This is a genomic window from Oceanobacillus jeddahensis, from assembly GCF_000750635.1.
Classification (GTDB): Bacteria; Bacillota; Bacilli; order Bacillales; family Amphibacillaceae; genus Oceanobacillus; species Oceanobacillus jeddahense.
In genome coordinates this window covers 1,027,028-1,042,190 of the sequence record NZ_CCDM010000002.1, presented here as the reverse complement: position 1 = coordinate 1,042,190, position 15,163 = coordinate 1,027,028, and the positions used below count along the sequence as shown (strand labels likewise).

18 protein-coding genes are annotated in these 15,163 nt (G+C 33.8%); 4 read left to right on the top strand and 14 right to left on the bottom strand.

Annotated elements, in window-relative coordinates; genetic code table 11:
• Positions 1-34: 34 nt before the first annotated feature.
• The 3 genes from BN986_RS12820 to BN986_RS12815 form a co-directional block, all read right to left on the bottom strand.
• The gene (locus BN986_RS12820) at positions 35-244 is read right to left on the bottom strand and encodes an SHOCT domain-containing protein (RefSeq protein WP_040980893.1); all 210 of its coding nucleotides are present in this window, start codon (positions 242-244) and stop codon (positions 35-37) included.
• A gap of 303 nt (positions 245-547) precedes the next feature.
• Complete coding sequence (locus tag BN986_RS27895) at positions 548-679, bottom strand: hypothetical protein (protein ID WP_262362466.1); 132 nt, start codon at positions 677-679, stop codon at positions 548-550.
• Between the two features lie 117 nt (positions 680-796).
• Complete coding sequence (locus tag BN986_RS12815) at positions 797-1,039, bottom strand: SHOCT domain-containing protein (protein ID WP_040980525.1); 243 nt, start codon at positions 1,037-1,039, stop codon at positions 797-799.
• Between the two features lie 362 nt (positions 1,040-1,401).
• On the opposite strand from BN986_RS12815, the gene BN986_RS12810 reads away from it, so the two are divergent.
• Complete coding sequence (locus tag BN986_RS12810) at positions 1,402-1,728, top strand: four-helix bundle copper-binding protein (protein ID WP_040980523.1); 327 nt, start codon at positions 1,402-1,404, stop codon at positions 1,726-1,728.
• A gap of 87 nt (positions 1,729-1,815) precedes the next feature.
• On the opposite strand, the gene merA is transcribed toward BN986_RS12810, so the two are convergent.
• The 4 genes from merA to BN986_RS27650 all read right to left on the bottom strand — a co-directional run bounded on the left by merA (position 1,816) and on the right by BN986_RS27650 (position 5,561).
• Positions 1,816-3,432, bottom strand: coding sequence for a mercury(II) reductase (gene merA / locus BN986_RS12805; RefSeq protein ID WP_226894926.1), 1,617 nt, complete (start codon positions 3,430-3,432; stop codon positions 1,816-1,818).
• Between the two features lie 68 nt (positions 3,433-3,500).
• Positions 3,501-3,899 carry an Hg(II)-responsive transcriptional regulator gene (gene merR / locus BN986_RS12800; protein ID WP_040980519.1) on the bottom strand — a complete coding sequence of 133 codons (399 nt, stop codon included), beginning with the start codon at positions 3,897-3,899 and terminating at the stop codon, positions 3,501-3,503.
• Between the two features lie 504 nt (positions 3,900-4,403).
• Positions 4,404-5,108 (bottom strand): cytochrome c biogenesis CcdA family protein, encoded by a 705-nt coding sequence (locus tag BN986_RS12790; RefSeq protein ID WP_040980515.1) that lies wholly within the window; start codon positions 5,106-5,108, stop codon positions 4,404-4,406.
• A gap of 249 nt (positions 5,109-5,357) precedes the next feature.
• Positions 5,358-5,561 (bottom strand): redoxin domain-containing protein, encoded by a 204-nt coding sequence (locus BN986_RS27650; protein ID WP_244444994.1) that lies wholly within the window; start codon positions 5,559-5,561, stop codon positions 5,358-5,360.
• Between the two features lie 542 nt (positions 5,562-6,103).
• Between BN986_RS27650 and BN986_RS12780 the strand changes: the two genes are divergently transcribed.
• The 3 genes from BN986_RS12780 to BN986_RS12770 all read left to right on the top strand — a co-directional run bounded on the left by BN986_RS12780 (position 6,104) and on the right by BN986_RS12770 (position 8,541).
• The gene (locus tag BN986_RS12780) at positions 6,104-6,703 is read left to right on the top strand and encodes a YdhK family protein (RefSeq protein ID WP_040980513.1); all 600 of its coding nucleotides are present in this window, start codon (positions 6,104-6,106) and stop codon (positions 6,701-6,703) included.
• Between the two features lie 272 nt (positions 6,704-6,975).
• Positions 6,976-7,320, top strand: coding sequence for an AbrB/MazE/SpoVT family DNA-binding domain-containing protein (locus BN986_RS12775; protein WP_040980510.1), 345 nt, complete (start codon positions 6,976-6,978; stop codon positions 7,318-7,320).
• A gap of 306 nt (positions 7,321-7,626) precedes the next feature.
• The gene (locus tag BN986_RS12770; protein ID WP_040980508.1) at positions 7,627-8,541 is read left to right on the top strand and encodes a C40 family peptidase; all 915 of its coding nucleotides are present in this window, start codon (positions 7,627-7,629) and stop codon (positions 8,539-8,541) included.
• 228 nt (positions 8,542-8,769) lie between these two features.
• On the opposite strand, the gene BN986_RS12765 is transcribed toward BN986_RS12770, so the two are convergent.
• From BN986_RS12765 to BN986_RS12740, 7 genes are all read right to left on the bottom strand, one after another.
• The gene (locus BN986_RS12765; RefSeq protein WP_040980507.1) at positions 8,770-9,795 is read right to left on the bottom strand and encodes a flavin-containing monooxygenase; all 1,026 of its coding nucleotides are present in this window, start codon (positions 9,793-9,795) and stop codon (positions 8,770-8,772) included.
• Between the two features lie 34 nt (positions 9,796-9,829).
• Positions 9,830-10,447 (bottom strand): CadD family cadmium resistance transporter, encoded by a 618-nt coding sequence (locus BN986_RS12760; protein ID WP_040980891.1) that lies wholly within the window; start codon positions 10,445-10,447, stop codon positions 9,830-9,832.
• Between the two features lie 117 nt (positions 10,448-10,564).
• Positions 10,565-12,736, bottom strand: a complete 2,172-nt coding sequence (locus BN986_RS12755) for a heavy metal translocating P-type ATPase (RefSeq protein WP_040980506.1) — start codon at positions 12,734-12,736, stop codon at positions 10,565-10,567.
• A complete protein-coding gene (locus BN986_RS12750; protein ID WP_040980504.1) occupies positions 12,729-13,097 on the bottom strand; it encodes an ArsR/SmtB family transcription factor in 369 nt (122 codons plus the stop codon). Before BN986_RS12750 ends, BN986_RS12755 begins: the two co-directional genes overlap by 8 nt.
• Before the next feature lie 494 nt (positions 13,098-13,591).
• Complete coding sequence (locus BN986_RS27035; protein ID WP_157037079.1) at positions 13,592-13,729, bottom strand: hypothetical protein; 138 nt, start codon at positions 13,727-13,729, stop codon at positions 13,592-13,594.
• A gap of 126 nt (positions 13,730-13,855) precedes the next feature.
• Entirely contained in the window at positions 13,856-14,758 is a 903-nt protein-coding gene (gene ctaG / locus BN986_RS12745) for a cytochrome c oxidase assembly factor CtaG (protein ID WP_040980502.1), read from the bottom strand.
• 191 nt (positions 14,759-14,949) lie between these two features.
• Complete coding sequence (locus BN986_RS12740; RefSeq protein ID WP_040980500.1) at positions 14,950-15,156, bottom strand: hypothetical protein; 207 nt, start codon at positions 15,154-15,156, stop codon at positions 14,950-14,952.
• Positions 15,157-15,163 lie beyond the last annotated feature (7 nt).

Here is a 15,163-nt window from a genome sequence, read left to right as displayed (position 1 = left end):
GTTCAATCTTTTATCCATTTTTAACTGTTTTCAGTTATTTTTGTTTTATGATAGATTTTAGTCGTTCATATTCCAACTCGTCAATTTCACCTTTAGCTAAGCGTTCTTTAATTATTTGTAATGAGGTTTTCTTTTTATCTCCATTAATAAAATTTGTTATTAAAAAAATACCAAAACTAATTAATCCTATCCAGAAAAGAATCATTAGAATCATTGCCCAAAACGAACCATACCCATTCATCATATGCAATTTATATCACCTTCTCATTTTATCTATTATCATTTATTATAGCTTTTATTTATCAAGAAAATATGCAGACATGCCAAGAAAATGATTTCTCTATTTTACGCTTTATGCTAGATAACTTATTGAAAAAATAAATCAAGAAATTTTACAGATATAAAAATACGTTGACATATTAAATAATTTCTCTAAACGTATTAGAGTTAATAAATGTATCATATGGATGGTTTGTCCGATAAGCAATTGGTATATATTGTTCTTTTCGATATAAATCATATGTAAAAGAAGAGACACCTTTCTCTGTTACATACGTAGTACCTGTATGATCTGGATATTGTAATGTGAATGTATTTGTTTCCTGACTCCTACATTAGAAACAATCGAGATATCTTGTTCTTCATCATCAATTTCCGCCATCACTTCTTCTTTTCCCATTGGATAAATATTATAAAATAAATTTTTTCCAATGAGTAAAAAACAATCATACAAATTGCAATAAATAGAGGAATGACAATTTTTATTGCCATTCCTCTATTAGTATTTACATTCTTTTTATTTAATTTCATTGATTAATTTTCTTTTTTGTCTATATTCATCATCACTAATTTCGCTTTTGGCATACCGTTCTTTTAATATCATAAGGGGACGATCTTCGACTCTACTCTTCTTCATAAGTAAACGAGCAACTACGTAAACCGTCGTACCAATAATGAGTACTAAAATGAGAAGGCCGACTACCATCACTATACACATTGCCCACATCATTGACGTATCGTACATCATTCTATCCATCATATCGTATACCTCCCGACTTATTTTTCTCACCAATCATTCCTTTTATACAAAACTGTGTTTTTCATGATTCCTTGAGTGAAACAAACTTTTATTGATGAATAAAAACAAGAAAACAAAACAAAGTAGACCTGAAAGGAGGTGCTGAAATGGCAGAAGCTGTAGGATCCTGCGTTCAGCAATATCAATCCTGTATTACTGCATGCGATGCTTTCGTCCTAGCTTGTGAACACTGCTTGACGCTTATCTTTTAAAAAATATATGCAGTTTTTATGGAGTTTTATTATTTCAGTTTATATTAATAATTAATTGGGAAATTATATTATATAAGTCAGAAAATAATCACTAAAATGGAGGTTTTATTAATGGCGCATGAACAGTATCAACAACTATTACAAACTTTACATGAATGTATGACAGAATGTAATCACTGTTATGATGCATGTTTAAAAGAAGAGGATATTAAAATGATGGCGGAGTGTATCCGGTTGGATAGAGAATGTGCTGATATTTGTGCTTACCTTGAACAAGCAATCTCAAGAGATACACCCTTTGTTTCTGAATTAGCTTCTGTTTGTGCTACTATTTGCGAGGATTGTGGGAATGAATGTAAAAAACATAATCATGATCACTGTCAGAAATGTGCTGATGCCTGCTTTAAATGCGCAGAAGCTTGTAAAAGTGTTGCTTAAAAACATCCATTCTGTAAAAAATTGCTCAAAGTAGGTTTACCTACCTATTCGAGCAATTTTTTATCTAAATACAACATATTCATTACTTTACCCTGCACAACAGGATAATTTCGAAACATCTTTATCAAATGTAAGAGCAGTTAGTCTTAATCCTTCTGCCATTGTTAAATATGGTGCAAGGCTATCTATTAAATCGTTCACTGTTAAGCCAAACTTAACTGTTAATGTCGCTGCATAAATCACATCACCTGCATTTTCAGATACAATATGAACTCCGAGAACCTTTAATGTTTTAGCATCTGCAACAATCTTAAATACACCTGTAGTTTCACGGTTTACTAATGCTCTTGAAATGGCATCTAAGGATAATACAGATGTTTTTACTTCATAGCCTTGTTCGTTTGCTTGGTCTTCTGTTAAACCAACTGTTGCGATTGATGGATTTATAAAAGTGACAGCAGGAACGACGGATAAATCTAATTTTTTATTTAACCCACCAATCGCATTATCAGCAACAACTCCACCTTCATAGGCTGCTACATACACAAATTGTGGCCCTAAAGTTACGTCTCCTGCCGCATAAATCTTCTCATTACTTGTTCTAGCATAATCATTTATCAGGATTTCGTTTCTTTTTCCGACTTTAACTCCTGCTGCACTTAAAGTTAAAGAATCTGTATTTGGATTCCTTCCTGTTGCAACAAGTAATTGTTCTGATTCCAAGACTTTTTTCTTGCCATCGACCGTTACATGAATCATTTTCACCTCTCCAACTTGTTCTATACGTTCATAAGTTGCCCCTTTTACAAAGTCTATACCTTGTTCTGTCAAAACCTTTTCAACGGTTTCTGAAATCTCTGGGTCATATTCTTTTAATAGACGATCACTTCTTTGTATAAGCGTTACTTCTGAACCTAAATGATGAAGCAGTTGCCCAAGTTCCAATGCGATATAGCCTGAACCAATAATAGTTAATCGTTTAGGTACCTTTTTTAATTCGAGTAGTGTAGTACTTGTTAGATAATCCACTTCTTCAAGTCCTGTAATCGTTGGTATAGATGGCGAAGCACCTGTTGCAATTAAAAATCGTTTTGCAGAGAATTTCTCCCCATTTACCTTAACTGTATTTTCATCAACAAACTTAGCTTCACCTTCTATTAAATCAATGCCATATTCATCAATTAAATCTATATATTTTTGATTTCGAAGTTCGCTAACTAATTCATCCTTTTGATTCACCAAAGAGGCTAAATCGACTTCCCCAGCAGATGTTTGTAAACCTGTAAACGGATTTTCTCTTGCGAAATGATTGATTTCCCCTGCTCTTAAAAGTGTTTTTGATGGAACACAACCAATATTTACACAAGTTCCTCCGACTATTTCACGTTCAATCATTCCCACTTTTGCCCCATATTCAATTGATTTAATCGCAGCAGAAAATGCTGCCCCTCCCGAACCAATGATGAGTAAATCGTAATCGTTTTTATTATCTAATTCAATATTTTTTGGTTTCTGCGACGAAATTTCATCTACTTCTACAGTTTGGTAATTTGCTTGTTTAATTGCCTGTCTTACCTTCTCAGCATTAATTCCATTAGGTAATTCAAACACAGATTCACCACGTCGAAAACTGGTTTCGATATTTTTACCACCTATACTGGTTAATACAGCATCAATATGTTGTTCACACCCCGTACAGGTCATTCCGTTGATTTTCACACGATATTTTCTCACGATTTAATTCTCCTTTATTTATAAAATTGATAATATGTTCAATCAAAAATTAACGATTCAATAATTGGACATTGATGTAATACCTTTTGATCTGGACAACGACTTTTTAAGTCCTTTAACATTGACTCAATACGCTTTAAATCTGCAATTTGTTCTAGAATTTCCATTTCCTTTTTTGATACAAATTCAAATATATTTTTGCAACGAACTTCATCATTATCAACAACACCAAGTAATTTATAAATTTCACTCAATGAAAATCCCAAGTCTTGCAGTCTTTTGATAAATTTTACACGCTTAACATCATTATCGGAATATATCCTATAACCTGCATTCGTTCGGGAAGGTTCTTTTAATAATGCTTTTTGTTCGTAATATCTTATCGTCTCCTTATTTACACCGCATCTTTCTGCAAATACACCAATTCTGTAACACATATTATTCACCCTTATAATCATAATAAACCGCGTACCTTAGTACACGGTCAAGTATAATATTAAATTTCTCTTTTTCAAGTTTTCTGTCCCGTTTAAGTGAAAAACCATCACAAACTCTATATTGGATTAAAGTAATTGTGATTACTGCACAGATTAAGTTTATTTGCATGTTTAGAACAATAAACAGACCCAGTCGATGTAGATAATTCGGCTGAAGAAAATGCTTCTGAAGAGAAATCTTCTCAAGAAGCCGTAATGTAATAGCAAAAGATACAAAAGGAAAAAGTGAATGTGTTAAATCTGGTTGTACAAGAAATGGAGTGGAATTTGGGATCAGACAACACGATAGCTGCTTCGGACTTACAATGGCACCGTTCCGGGAGAAGAACTCTGTGTGTGAATGAAGGTGAAGTTTTTAAAGTCAACTTAACAAAAAATAGAAACAGTCACCAAGACGCAATGGGTGACTGTTTCTTTTTGACATTCTCAATTCTCGGAAAGACTTTAGAACCCTGAAAAACCAAACCATCCTGCTAAGAAGGCAGTTAACTTGGTCATCCAATCAAAAAATAGTGCGATTCCCATGAAAATCATAATGTACCCACCAACCTTAATTATCCGGACACTATGTTTTTTAATCCATTTTAATCTGCCTATAAAGAATGATAATACAAGAAACGGAATAGAGAATCCTAATATATAACTAATCATCATTATCATTCCAATATCTGGATTGGTTGCAGCCAGTGATAACACAATTGCCAAAATGGGGCCTGGACACGGTGTCCATCCTAATGCAAATGCCATCCCTATAAGAAAGGAACCAAAAAATCCTCCTGGGCGATTTTTAAATTTAATCTTTTTATCCTGCATTAGGAACTTAAAATTAAATACTCCCACAATGACAAGACCAAAGAAAATGATTAAAACAGCTCCAATTTGCCTGATGGAATCCTGATAGATTAATAGGAATTCAGATATAAATGATGCAGTAAAACCAATCATGATAAAGATACTTGAAAATCCGATTAAAAAGAAAATGGTATGTAAAAGTGCCCTTTTATTCATCCTTTTGTTTTCCTCTTTTATCTCACTAATGCTCATTCCAGTTATGTAAGATAGGAACGCTGGATATAGCGGTAACGTACAAGGTGAAATAAAGGATAAAAAACCAGCACCAAAGGCTAAAAATATGTTTATTTCATTCAAGACTTATCCTCCATTCTAAAATTATTACCTATTGTATTGGTTAGATATCATTCAGATATCCTTTTAGACTCTCCAATAATAGTGCCTCAGTTACAATGTGTTTAACTTTCCCATCAGGATTGATAAAAAGGTACTTAGTATGAGGCCGATTTTATATAGGTTGTCTCTGATTTCTCCGTTTTTGTCGTGTGAGATTGGAAATGTTAAATCATATTTATCGATCTACCACAAGCTCTGTGCTGTCAACACTTACAGCAACAATTTCAATACCTTCTCTTTGTATTCCGGATAGAGTTCCTGCATATATGGCATCTCTGCCTCACATGGCTTGCACCAAGTTGCCCAGAAATTCAACATGACACCTTTTCCCTCTAGATCGCTGAGCTGTATTGTTTCAGCATTATTGTTGTTACTGATCTGATTTAATTGGAAGTCAGGAGCTTTATCACCCACGCGATAAACAGTCTGATCAACCTACAAATTTAAGATAAGCGCCACTACAACTGCCCCCATTAATACAGATAAAATGGCTGTCTAAAAATTAAGCGATTTCTTTTTTGTTTTTCTTGTTTCTCCTGTGTTCCAAACTCATATCGTTACCTCATAAACAAGTGAAAAACCAACAAAAAAGGTGTGAAACGTTGACCACTATATATTTGATATTTTAGTACATACACTTTAAGTATAGAACAATAATGTGCAGAAACTGTGAAGAATGGCTGACATTCACTATAATGCAGAACTGAAAAGCTGATTTCCAATTTAGGAAATCAGCCTTCTAGATAATTCATATTAAGCGGCTACATCATAACCTTGTTCTTCTACAGCTTCGCGCATCGAATCTGCTGTTACTTTAGATTCGTCGTACGAGTCTTTTACATTACCTGCACTTAGGTCTACGTCTACAAATGATAACTTTAAACAATCTGCACATAATCTGCAAAAAAATAGGGTACTGTAACAATGAATCAGAATAATGAAAGGAGGAACATAAAATGGCGAATAAAAAAATGATAATAGGGTTAGTTTCTTTACTTTTAATCTTCATACTCTCTGCATGTGCGGAACAAACGGAAGATACAAATAACGATAATGACACAGAACAAAACCCTGAGGAAAGTACACAAGATGATATGGAAGGCATGGACCATTCTGAAATGCATATGTCTGGCTCTGGAGAGGTACCAGAAGATTTAAAGGAAGCTGACAATCCAACTTATGAAGTTGGCAGTCAAGCTATCATTGAAGCTAGTCATATGGAAGGTATGAAAGGTGCTGAGGCAACAATAGTCGGCGCCTATGATACCACTGTTTATACAGTTTCTTATACGCCTACAACAGGCGGTGAGAAAGTAACCGATCATAAGTGGGTCATCCAGGAAGAATTGGAAAACCCAAGCGAAACACCGTTAGAACCTGGTGATGAAGCTGTTATAAATGCTGATCATATGGAAGGCATGGACGGTGCGACTGCTGAAATTGATTCAGCCGAAGAAACCACAGTATATATGGTTGATTTTGTTTTAACTACAAGCGGAGAAGAAGTCACGAATCATAAATGGGTCACCGAAGATGAATTATCTCCAGTGGAATAAAATCAACATTAACTAGCATAGAGTTTCTAGTTCACTTTTCCATAGACAATCACCCTATTTAAGGACGGGCTACTCCTCCTTTTGGTGTATCATTAGAATAAATTAGAGAAGAAATCTTCTACAAAAGATATCTTCTCTAATTTTTTTCTTCATTTATTGAATCTGATAACTAAGTTGCTATTTGATAAGAAAGTTATTTTTTTATTCTGCAAAGAATCTCCATAAATTCCTGTTACTATTAAAAAAATCTATTCAAATGGAGTGTTCAAATAATGTATGATTCATACCTTCTAAATGAAAAAATTCTCCAAATAAGATCAACTGGTTTACTTTGTACGATAACCAATAGTTATTCTATTACCATTCCAAAACCTATTAGAGATATTTTAAATTTAAGTCCTGGGGATGAGGTTGTAATTTCAAAATCTCAATCTAATGAATTAGTAGTTCAAAAATTTAGTGGTAGTTCATTAGAAAATATAATGATATTGAATGAAAGAGGTTCATTCAGAGTACCAAAAGAATTTATTAGATTTTTATATTTAGAAAAAGGGGATACCTTTAATCTATATCTTAATAGCGAAAAACAAATCGTTTTATTAAGAAAACGATCATAAACATTTTGTTCAATCGTCAAGATAAAGACAACAATTTTAAAATACCCCCTCCTTTCATCCATTTTAGAAATTTACAAACCACATACAGAAAACGTTTTTACAAAAAATACTGTCGATTATTGTAATAAAACTTATTCAATCCTGTAATATTTAATCACATTCTGTAACCACTTTGTAAATTTATTATGATTTCTATTGTGATATCAACATGCTAAACTCTATCTAAGAGCGAAAAATCTATTACATAGAATTTTAATCTTATCTGTAAAACAACTAGCATTTTGAACATTAAAAGGAGGAACACTTATGGCAACATCCAATCTTAAAATGAAAAAATATGTACTTTCAAGTGCATTTACTGCTTCTATTGCATTAACTCCATTTTTAGGAGATAGTGTATTTGCAAGCGCAGGTGAAGGCTCTTCTATTGGTGATATCTCCATTGAAGAAAGCAACTTATCCAATCTTCAAGTAGAGCAACAAACACCAACTACAACTGAAAATGTAATCACATCCCTTCTCCGACAAGGCAGTACAGGACCTGAGGTAGAGAATTTACAAAGTACTCTACAAGCACTTGGTTACTATTCTTATAATGCGGATGGTATTTTTGGTGATATTACTGCACAAGCAGTGAGAGATTTTCAAGCAGATCAAGGGTTGCAAGAGGATGGTATTGTCGGGTCAAATACAAAGAACGCATTAGCATTACCCGCTGATACACCTTCTTTACCTCAAGACTCCTTATCTGAAACGAATGATGAAGAAATTGTTCTTGAAGAGACTGGAAATTCAAATGAATTAAATAGCACGAACATATCTAGTGAATCAAGCGAATCTGCAGCCATTTCCCCTAGTCAAGATAATATTGTTTCTGCAGCAGAGAGTGTTCTTGGAACACCTTATGTATGGGGAGGAACTACTGCTTCCGGATTAGATAGTAGCGGTTTTATTCAATATGTATTTAATCAAGTAGGTATTGATGTTGCTCGAACGCACCGTGATAATTGGGTAAATACTGGCGTGCGTGTTGACTCTCCTAATATTGGTGATGTTGTATTCTTTGAAGGTACTTATGATGTTCAAGGTGCCTCCCACAGTGGTGTCTATATTGGAAATAATCAAATGATTCATTCAGGAGATAATGGGGTTGTCGTAGCAGATATAAGCATTGATTACTGGCAAAGACACTATATTGGTGCAAAATCTTATACACCATAAATAACAATAAAAGTAAGCTAAGTCATCATAAAACAATACAATTCTATTCAAAAGGAGGAGCTATTCCCTCCTTTTGCATAACATCAACAGATAAAAAATAAGAAATCTGGCAAGAGCTGCTAAGGTGCAATCAAAAGCACCACACACATACATACTACTGTAAGTAGAGGAACAAAAAGATTGATCAAGAATAGATTCTTTATTTGTTAAGTATTGTTCTAATTTTGCTCATTTTCCACCTGTGATTTTTTCTGTAATCGTATTAGCATCATCACTTACCCCATAAATCAAAGCTGAACTTCTTTTATTTTGCCAACTTAATCCAAGAAAAAAGAGACCCTGTACATTCGTTACTCCAAATTTATGAATAGGTCTACCTCTATCATTTAAAACCCCTTTAATATCAAACCAAGAATAATTATTATGATAGCCCGTTGCCCAAATAATTGACTTTATATTCTTGGAAGGCGAATCTTGAAAGGTTGCAGTACCATCCTTGATCACTTCGACTCGACTAACTACTTCAACATGTTTTTTGACAGTTTCATAATCATCACCAATAATTGGATCTCTCTTTTGAATAAACTTTCCTGCCAATGAGTCCGGTTTTACTCTAGATACTCCTAAAGTTTCTAACCACCAAAATAAACTTTTCCCCGCAATTCTTTGTGGAATTCTTCTAATTGATTTACTTTTTGAAAGAGTAACTTCGTGTGTACCACTCAACTCAGCTGCAATTTGGGTACCAGTATTCCCAGCCCCGACAATCAACACATCACCTTTAGGAACTTGTTGCGGATTTTGATAATCCGAAGCATGAATCATAAAAGGAATGGAATCATCATAAATAGGCGGGATAAAAGGATGATGGAAAGCACCCGTAGCCACAACAACATAACAGGCAGTATAACATTGATTTTGCGTAACAATCCGGAATTTCTGATTACTTTCTTTTGATAGGTTTATGACTTTTTGGTTATAAATAACGGGTAAATTATTCACTGATTTGAATTTTTGCAAATACGAAACGACTTCATCTTTATGAGGAAACCCATTAGGATCACCTTCAAAAGGAAAATTATGCAATTGACTATAATTTCTAGGAGTAAACAACCTTAATGAATCATAACGTTTTTTCCAAGCTGCTCCTGTTTCATCATTTTCATCGAGAATAATGAAACTTATGTTATGTTGCTTGAGTGCAAATCCCATTGCTAAACCAGCCTGTCCACCACCAATTATAACAACATCCATAAAAATATCTCCTCTATGTTTAGGATTTAGCAATTCATGAAAGTAAAGTAATCAAAGCATGGAATGTACCATTCTCAGCCATTATATAAATCCCTAACCCTATAAATACAATTGGTACAATCCAGCGTTCATATTTCTCCATTTTTTCCGATATATATTTCATAGAAGCTAAGCGATAGCTGATATAGCATAAGACACCAACCATAATTAAAAAGACAATTATAGCAATCACTATTTCAATAGCATTTAATGCTGTGAAGTACGGTATATAAATCGAAAAATCATCTGCACTGGAAGCCAATACGATAAACGCAACTGTCAAATATAATTGCTTAAACCGATTGGATGAAAATAGTGATAAAATATTACTTTCGTCTGCATCCTCTTCTTCCTTAACCCAAATTTTAATTCCTAGATAAAGTGGAAGAAGTCCAAGTAATCCTATAACCCATTCTTGAGGAATTAAATTCGCCACCCCAAGAGCAACTAATAAGCTTACCGTTATAATAATTACAGTACCGATATATTGTCCTATCCAAACATGTTTTGCTTGTCCTTTTTTCAATTGTGAAAACAAAATTATTAATATAACAAGATAATCAATCCCTGTTGCCACATAAATAGCAGCAGCTGTTAATATAGTTACAATCATTTTTCCATCTCCAATGTTTTGTAGTAAGGGCTTTTCTTCCAATTGAAAAGCCCTTAGATTAAATCATCTATTAGGTTAGAAATTCTTGGTAGATGTGTTTTTAAAATTTCCTTTTAGTTATTCATCTTCCTTTACTCGCATAAGCCGCAGCCCATTTAAAGCAACTAAAAGGGTTGCCCCCATATCTGATAAGATTGCGATCCAAAGTGTTAACCAGCCAGGAATAACCAACAGTAGGGCCACTATTTTAATGGCAATAGCAAAAGTAATGTTCGCTTTGATGATATTTAAAGTTTTACGGCTGAGTTTAACAGTAAACGGAAGCTTTCTTAAATCATCGCCCATTAGAGCAACGTCTGCTGTTTCTAACGCTGTATCTGTACCAGCACCGCCCATTGCAATGCCAACAGAAGATGCAGCAAGTGCTGGAGCATCATTGACTCCATCACCAACCATAGATACATTACCATGCTCCGATCTCAATTGTTTAATATAGTCCAATTTATCCTGTGGCATTAATTCTGATTGAATATCAGATACGCCTACGTGAGTACCGATTGCAGCGGCTGTACCTTTATTATCACCAGTCAACATAATTGTCTTTTTGATACCTAACTGATGTAACTTTTGAATCACATGTTTGCTTGTTTCCCTTACTTCATCAGCAACTGCAATAATGGCAAGTATATTTTGTTCCGTTCCAATAATCATGGCTGTTTTCCCTTGATTTTGAAGGTTTTTAACCTTATCTTCAAACGCTTGGCTAAAATCAGGAACAAATAATTCCTTGAAGAGTTTAGGGCTTCCTATATAATAGGTTACTCCATTTACAATACCTTTTATACCCCGACCCGTAATAGAAGAGAAGTCATCCACTTGTACATCTGAATAGGGGATATTCTCTTGTTCTGCTTTTTTCATAATTGCTGAAGCAAGAGGGTGTTGCGAACGGTATTCAAGTGCTGTAATAATGGAAAGCAGCTCTTTTTCTTCTACCTGTTTATTTAATAAGTTAAAATCTGTTACAATGGGAACGCCTTTTGTGAGTGTTCCCGTTTTATCAAATGCAATGGCTTTTAAAGCCCCCATTTCTTCTAAATAAATACCACCTTTGATCAGAACACCTTTTTTTGCAGCATTCCCGATTGCTGAAACAATCGAAATTGGGGTCGAAATAACCAATGCACAAGGACATCCAACAACCAGCGTGGCTAAACCTAGGTACACCCAGTTCCCCCAACTTCCATCAAAGAATAAAGGCGGCACGATAGCCACTAATGCTGCAATGACCATAATGCTTGGCGTATAATATTTAGCAAATTTATCAACAAAAGCTTGAGACGGTGCACGTTCACCTTGTGCTTCCTCTACTAAATGGATAATTTTTGATATCGTTGTGTCTTCAACAAGCTTTGTAATTTTGACCTCAAGCATTCCCTCTTCATTAAGCGTTCCTGCAAACACTTCATCGTCAACAGCTTTTTCAACAGGAACCGATTCACCTGTTATCGCAGCTTGGTTAATAGACGAATATCCATTTACAATGACCCCATCCATGGCAATTTTTTGCCCGGGTTTAACCAGCATAATGTCCCCAATTGCAATATCATTTACATGAATAGTTATTTCTTGTCCATTCCGTCTGACAGTAGCTTCCTTTGGTGCAATATCCATTAACGAACTTATTGATTGCCTTGCTCTATCCATGGAAAACCGTTCCAATGCTTCACTAATGGCAAAGAGTATAACAACAATCGCAACCTCTGCCCATTCCCCAATAATAACACCACCGATTACAGCAACTGTCATAAGGGTTCTCATGTCAAACTCAAATCGAACTAAATTCTGTAACCCTGTTTTAAAGAGTGACAGCCCTCCAACAATCATAGATATAATAAATAGTAACGCTGTAACAACATTTTCATTTCCATTTACAAACATGGACAGAAAACCAAGTGCTATAAATAATAGCGAGTAAAGCAGGGTACTATGCTTTTTATAAAACGGCACTTTTTCTTTAAGTTCCTTTTTACCCTCATTGACTTTTTCTGAAGATTTCTCAGGCATTACTTTAAGATTTTCAAACGATCCTGCTTTTTCTAATTCTTCAATGGTTGTTTCACCATAAACGGAAATTTTAGATGCACCGAAATTAACTTTTGCATCCTGAATACCTGGAAGTTTTTTTACATTACTTTCGAATTTTCCGGCACAGTTTGCACATGAAAATCCTTGAACTCGATAGACATTTTTGTCTTCTGTAATTTGTTTTGCTTGTTGCTCAGACATTTACTTTCACTTCTTTCTGATGAACTAATGCTATCTTCATTATTTGCTTGATATGTTCATTATCTAACGAATAAAAAGCGAGTTTTCCTTCTTTTCTAAACTTGACAATCCCCTGCTTATGAAGTGTCCGTAAGTGATGAGAAGCATTTGCTACCGTAACCCCTATTATATTTGCTACATCACAAACACACAGTTCCTCTTCTTGACACAAAGCATAGGCAATTTTTGCTCTCCTATCGTCAGCAATAGCTTTTAAAAAATGGGCAACACTAGAAATATCAATTGTTTCTAAATCCTCTTGTATTCGATTTACCTTCTCTTCGTCATAACAAAAAGTTTCACAAGTATCTTTCTTATTCATTTGCCTTCACCTCAGTTTCATTCAAATTTTTATTTGAATATAGTATAACAAATTCTTCATTTTCATTCAAGTATTTATTTGAATAAAGAAACCAGTAATTCTTCTCCTTATCTGTAAATGATGAAGTGATTTACGATATTTACCGTTTCTACTCAAGCTTCTCACAATCTTTTTTCATACTGAGTAGTGCCTCTACAAGACTGGGACACAACTAACCAAAAATAAAGAAAAGAGGATTTCGCATCGAGTTTTGATGTGAAATTCCTCTTTTCTAAATCATCTATACATATATACGTAAAAAGACTGGTAAAGAGAGCTTTACTTTGGTCTAGATTATTGGACAATTATCTTCTGTGTCATTGCATCGTGATATTTATAGATGATTGCTTTAAAATCTCAAAATCAATCTTATAAGAAGCATGATTGAAAATATCAATGTCTCCTATTGAAAGATTAGCAACTCTATTCTTTTTTAAGCAATGCAGTTATTTTCTTCAATGGAGTCCATTAATTATATTGGCAGGACGCTCTAAGTCATACTTCACCATGATATCTTGAATCCAAAACCAGCCAACAGCTAAAACAACGATAGTAAAAATAGTCATAATAATTACCACTGTTTTCCCTTTCATCTTATGTACCTCCATACTTTATTAGACTATATAAGTTGAACGAAAGATTTTAACCTTGATTTTATGGTAACTATATGTGTTGCAAGTTGATAAAGTGAGAAATTTATATTCACTTATATAAATGAATTATTTTTTAACATTATCAGGTAAGGGATCAATTTTACGAATTTCCTTCTTATTAAACCATTTAAAGAAAATAGTTGTATAAATTGCTCCAAATATAACTTCCTGCATAATCTTCATGATGATTCCGCCTAATTGTTGATCTACAAGAGTTGTCATAGTTGTAAACATCTCTGGTCCTGATAGATTACTAGAAATATTCTGTAATACATTGTTGGGTACACATAAACTCAGTGCTTGTAACCATGCGCCATTTTGAGTATAAGCAGCATATAGCGGTACATCTGCAAAAATTATTATGACACATGCTGGTGTTATTAAAACACTGCCAGCTAAAATATATACAATTTTAAGCAAAGGGCTAAGTTTGTCCAATTCTTTTATAGGAGGGACAATCGGTAAAAGTAGAATAAATGCAGCTGTCAATAATATAATAGATATGGATGTATGTGCAGCCGGTACTGATTTAGAAAAATTAAAAATTACTGGGATATGATAAATAGAAAAAAGCGCGTTAAATAACACTAATGAAATAACAGGCCTTGTCAATAAATGAATAATCGATTTTAATACTGGTGTATAAATGATTTTTTTCCAAATCCATTTGGGTATCCCTTTTATAATAAGAATTGGGAATACAAATAAATAAACAGCCATTTGAATCATATGGGCAGTTAAAGTAATATGTGTCATTAAATCTACTGGAGACCCCTTAACAATATAGAGTAAGACCAAAGCAGAATAAAAGTAGATTTTTTGCTTTATACTAGGTGAACTAGTCCCGCCAAATTTATGTCTAAATGGTCCTGTTATTAAAAAGTAGAATAACCCCAGTATAAACACATACATCAGAAAATAAGGACTCCACAATGCCTGAAACCCAAATATTTGTAATTCTAACCACATAGTTATTCCCCCCTTTTACATTTTTTCAGTTTTTGCTAAAAGATTGTAACAAAAATCAAAATTCAACTTTTCTACTTTTCATCTCTCTTTTTGTATTATCTATTCATAAACCCTGTAGAAATAAAAAATACAGAGTTCAAAAACTTAACTTAAATTGCAGAGAAGATAGAGTTATATCAATACAATTAAAGCTAATCATTTTTTCTTTTTAAAAGAATTATTACATATAATATTCCGATTACTATTCCTGGTAAGCATGTCCAGAAACATACTTGTATAAGTGTTGTCATATACTGCTTAACTGTAACGTCTCCCAGCAGTGCTCCTCCAGAAACAGTTAAGCAAATTAATCCAATGATTATCAAAGATACAGCTAACAGCCATTCAATTTTTTTCATATCACAT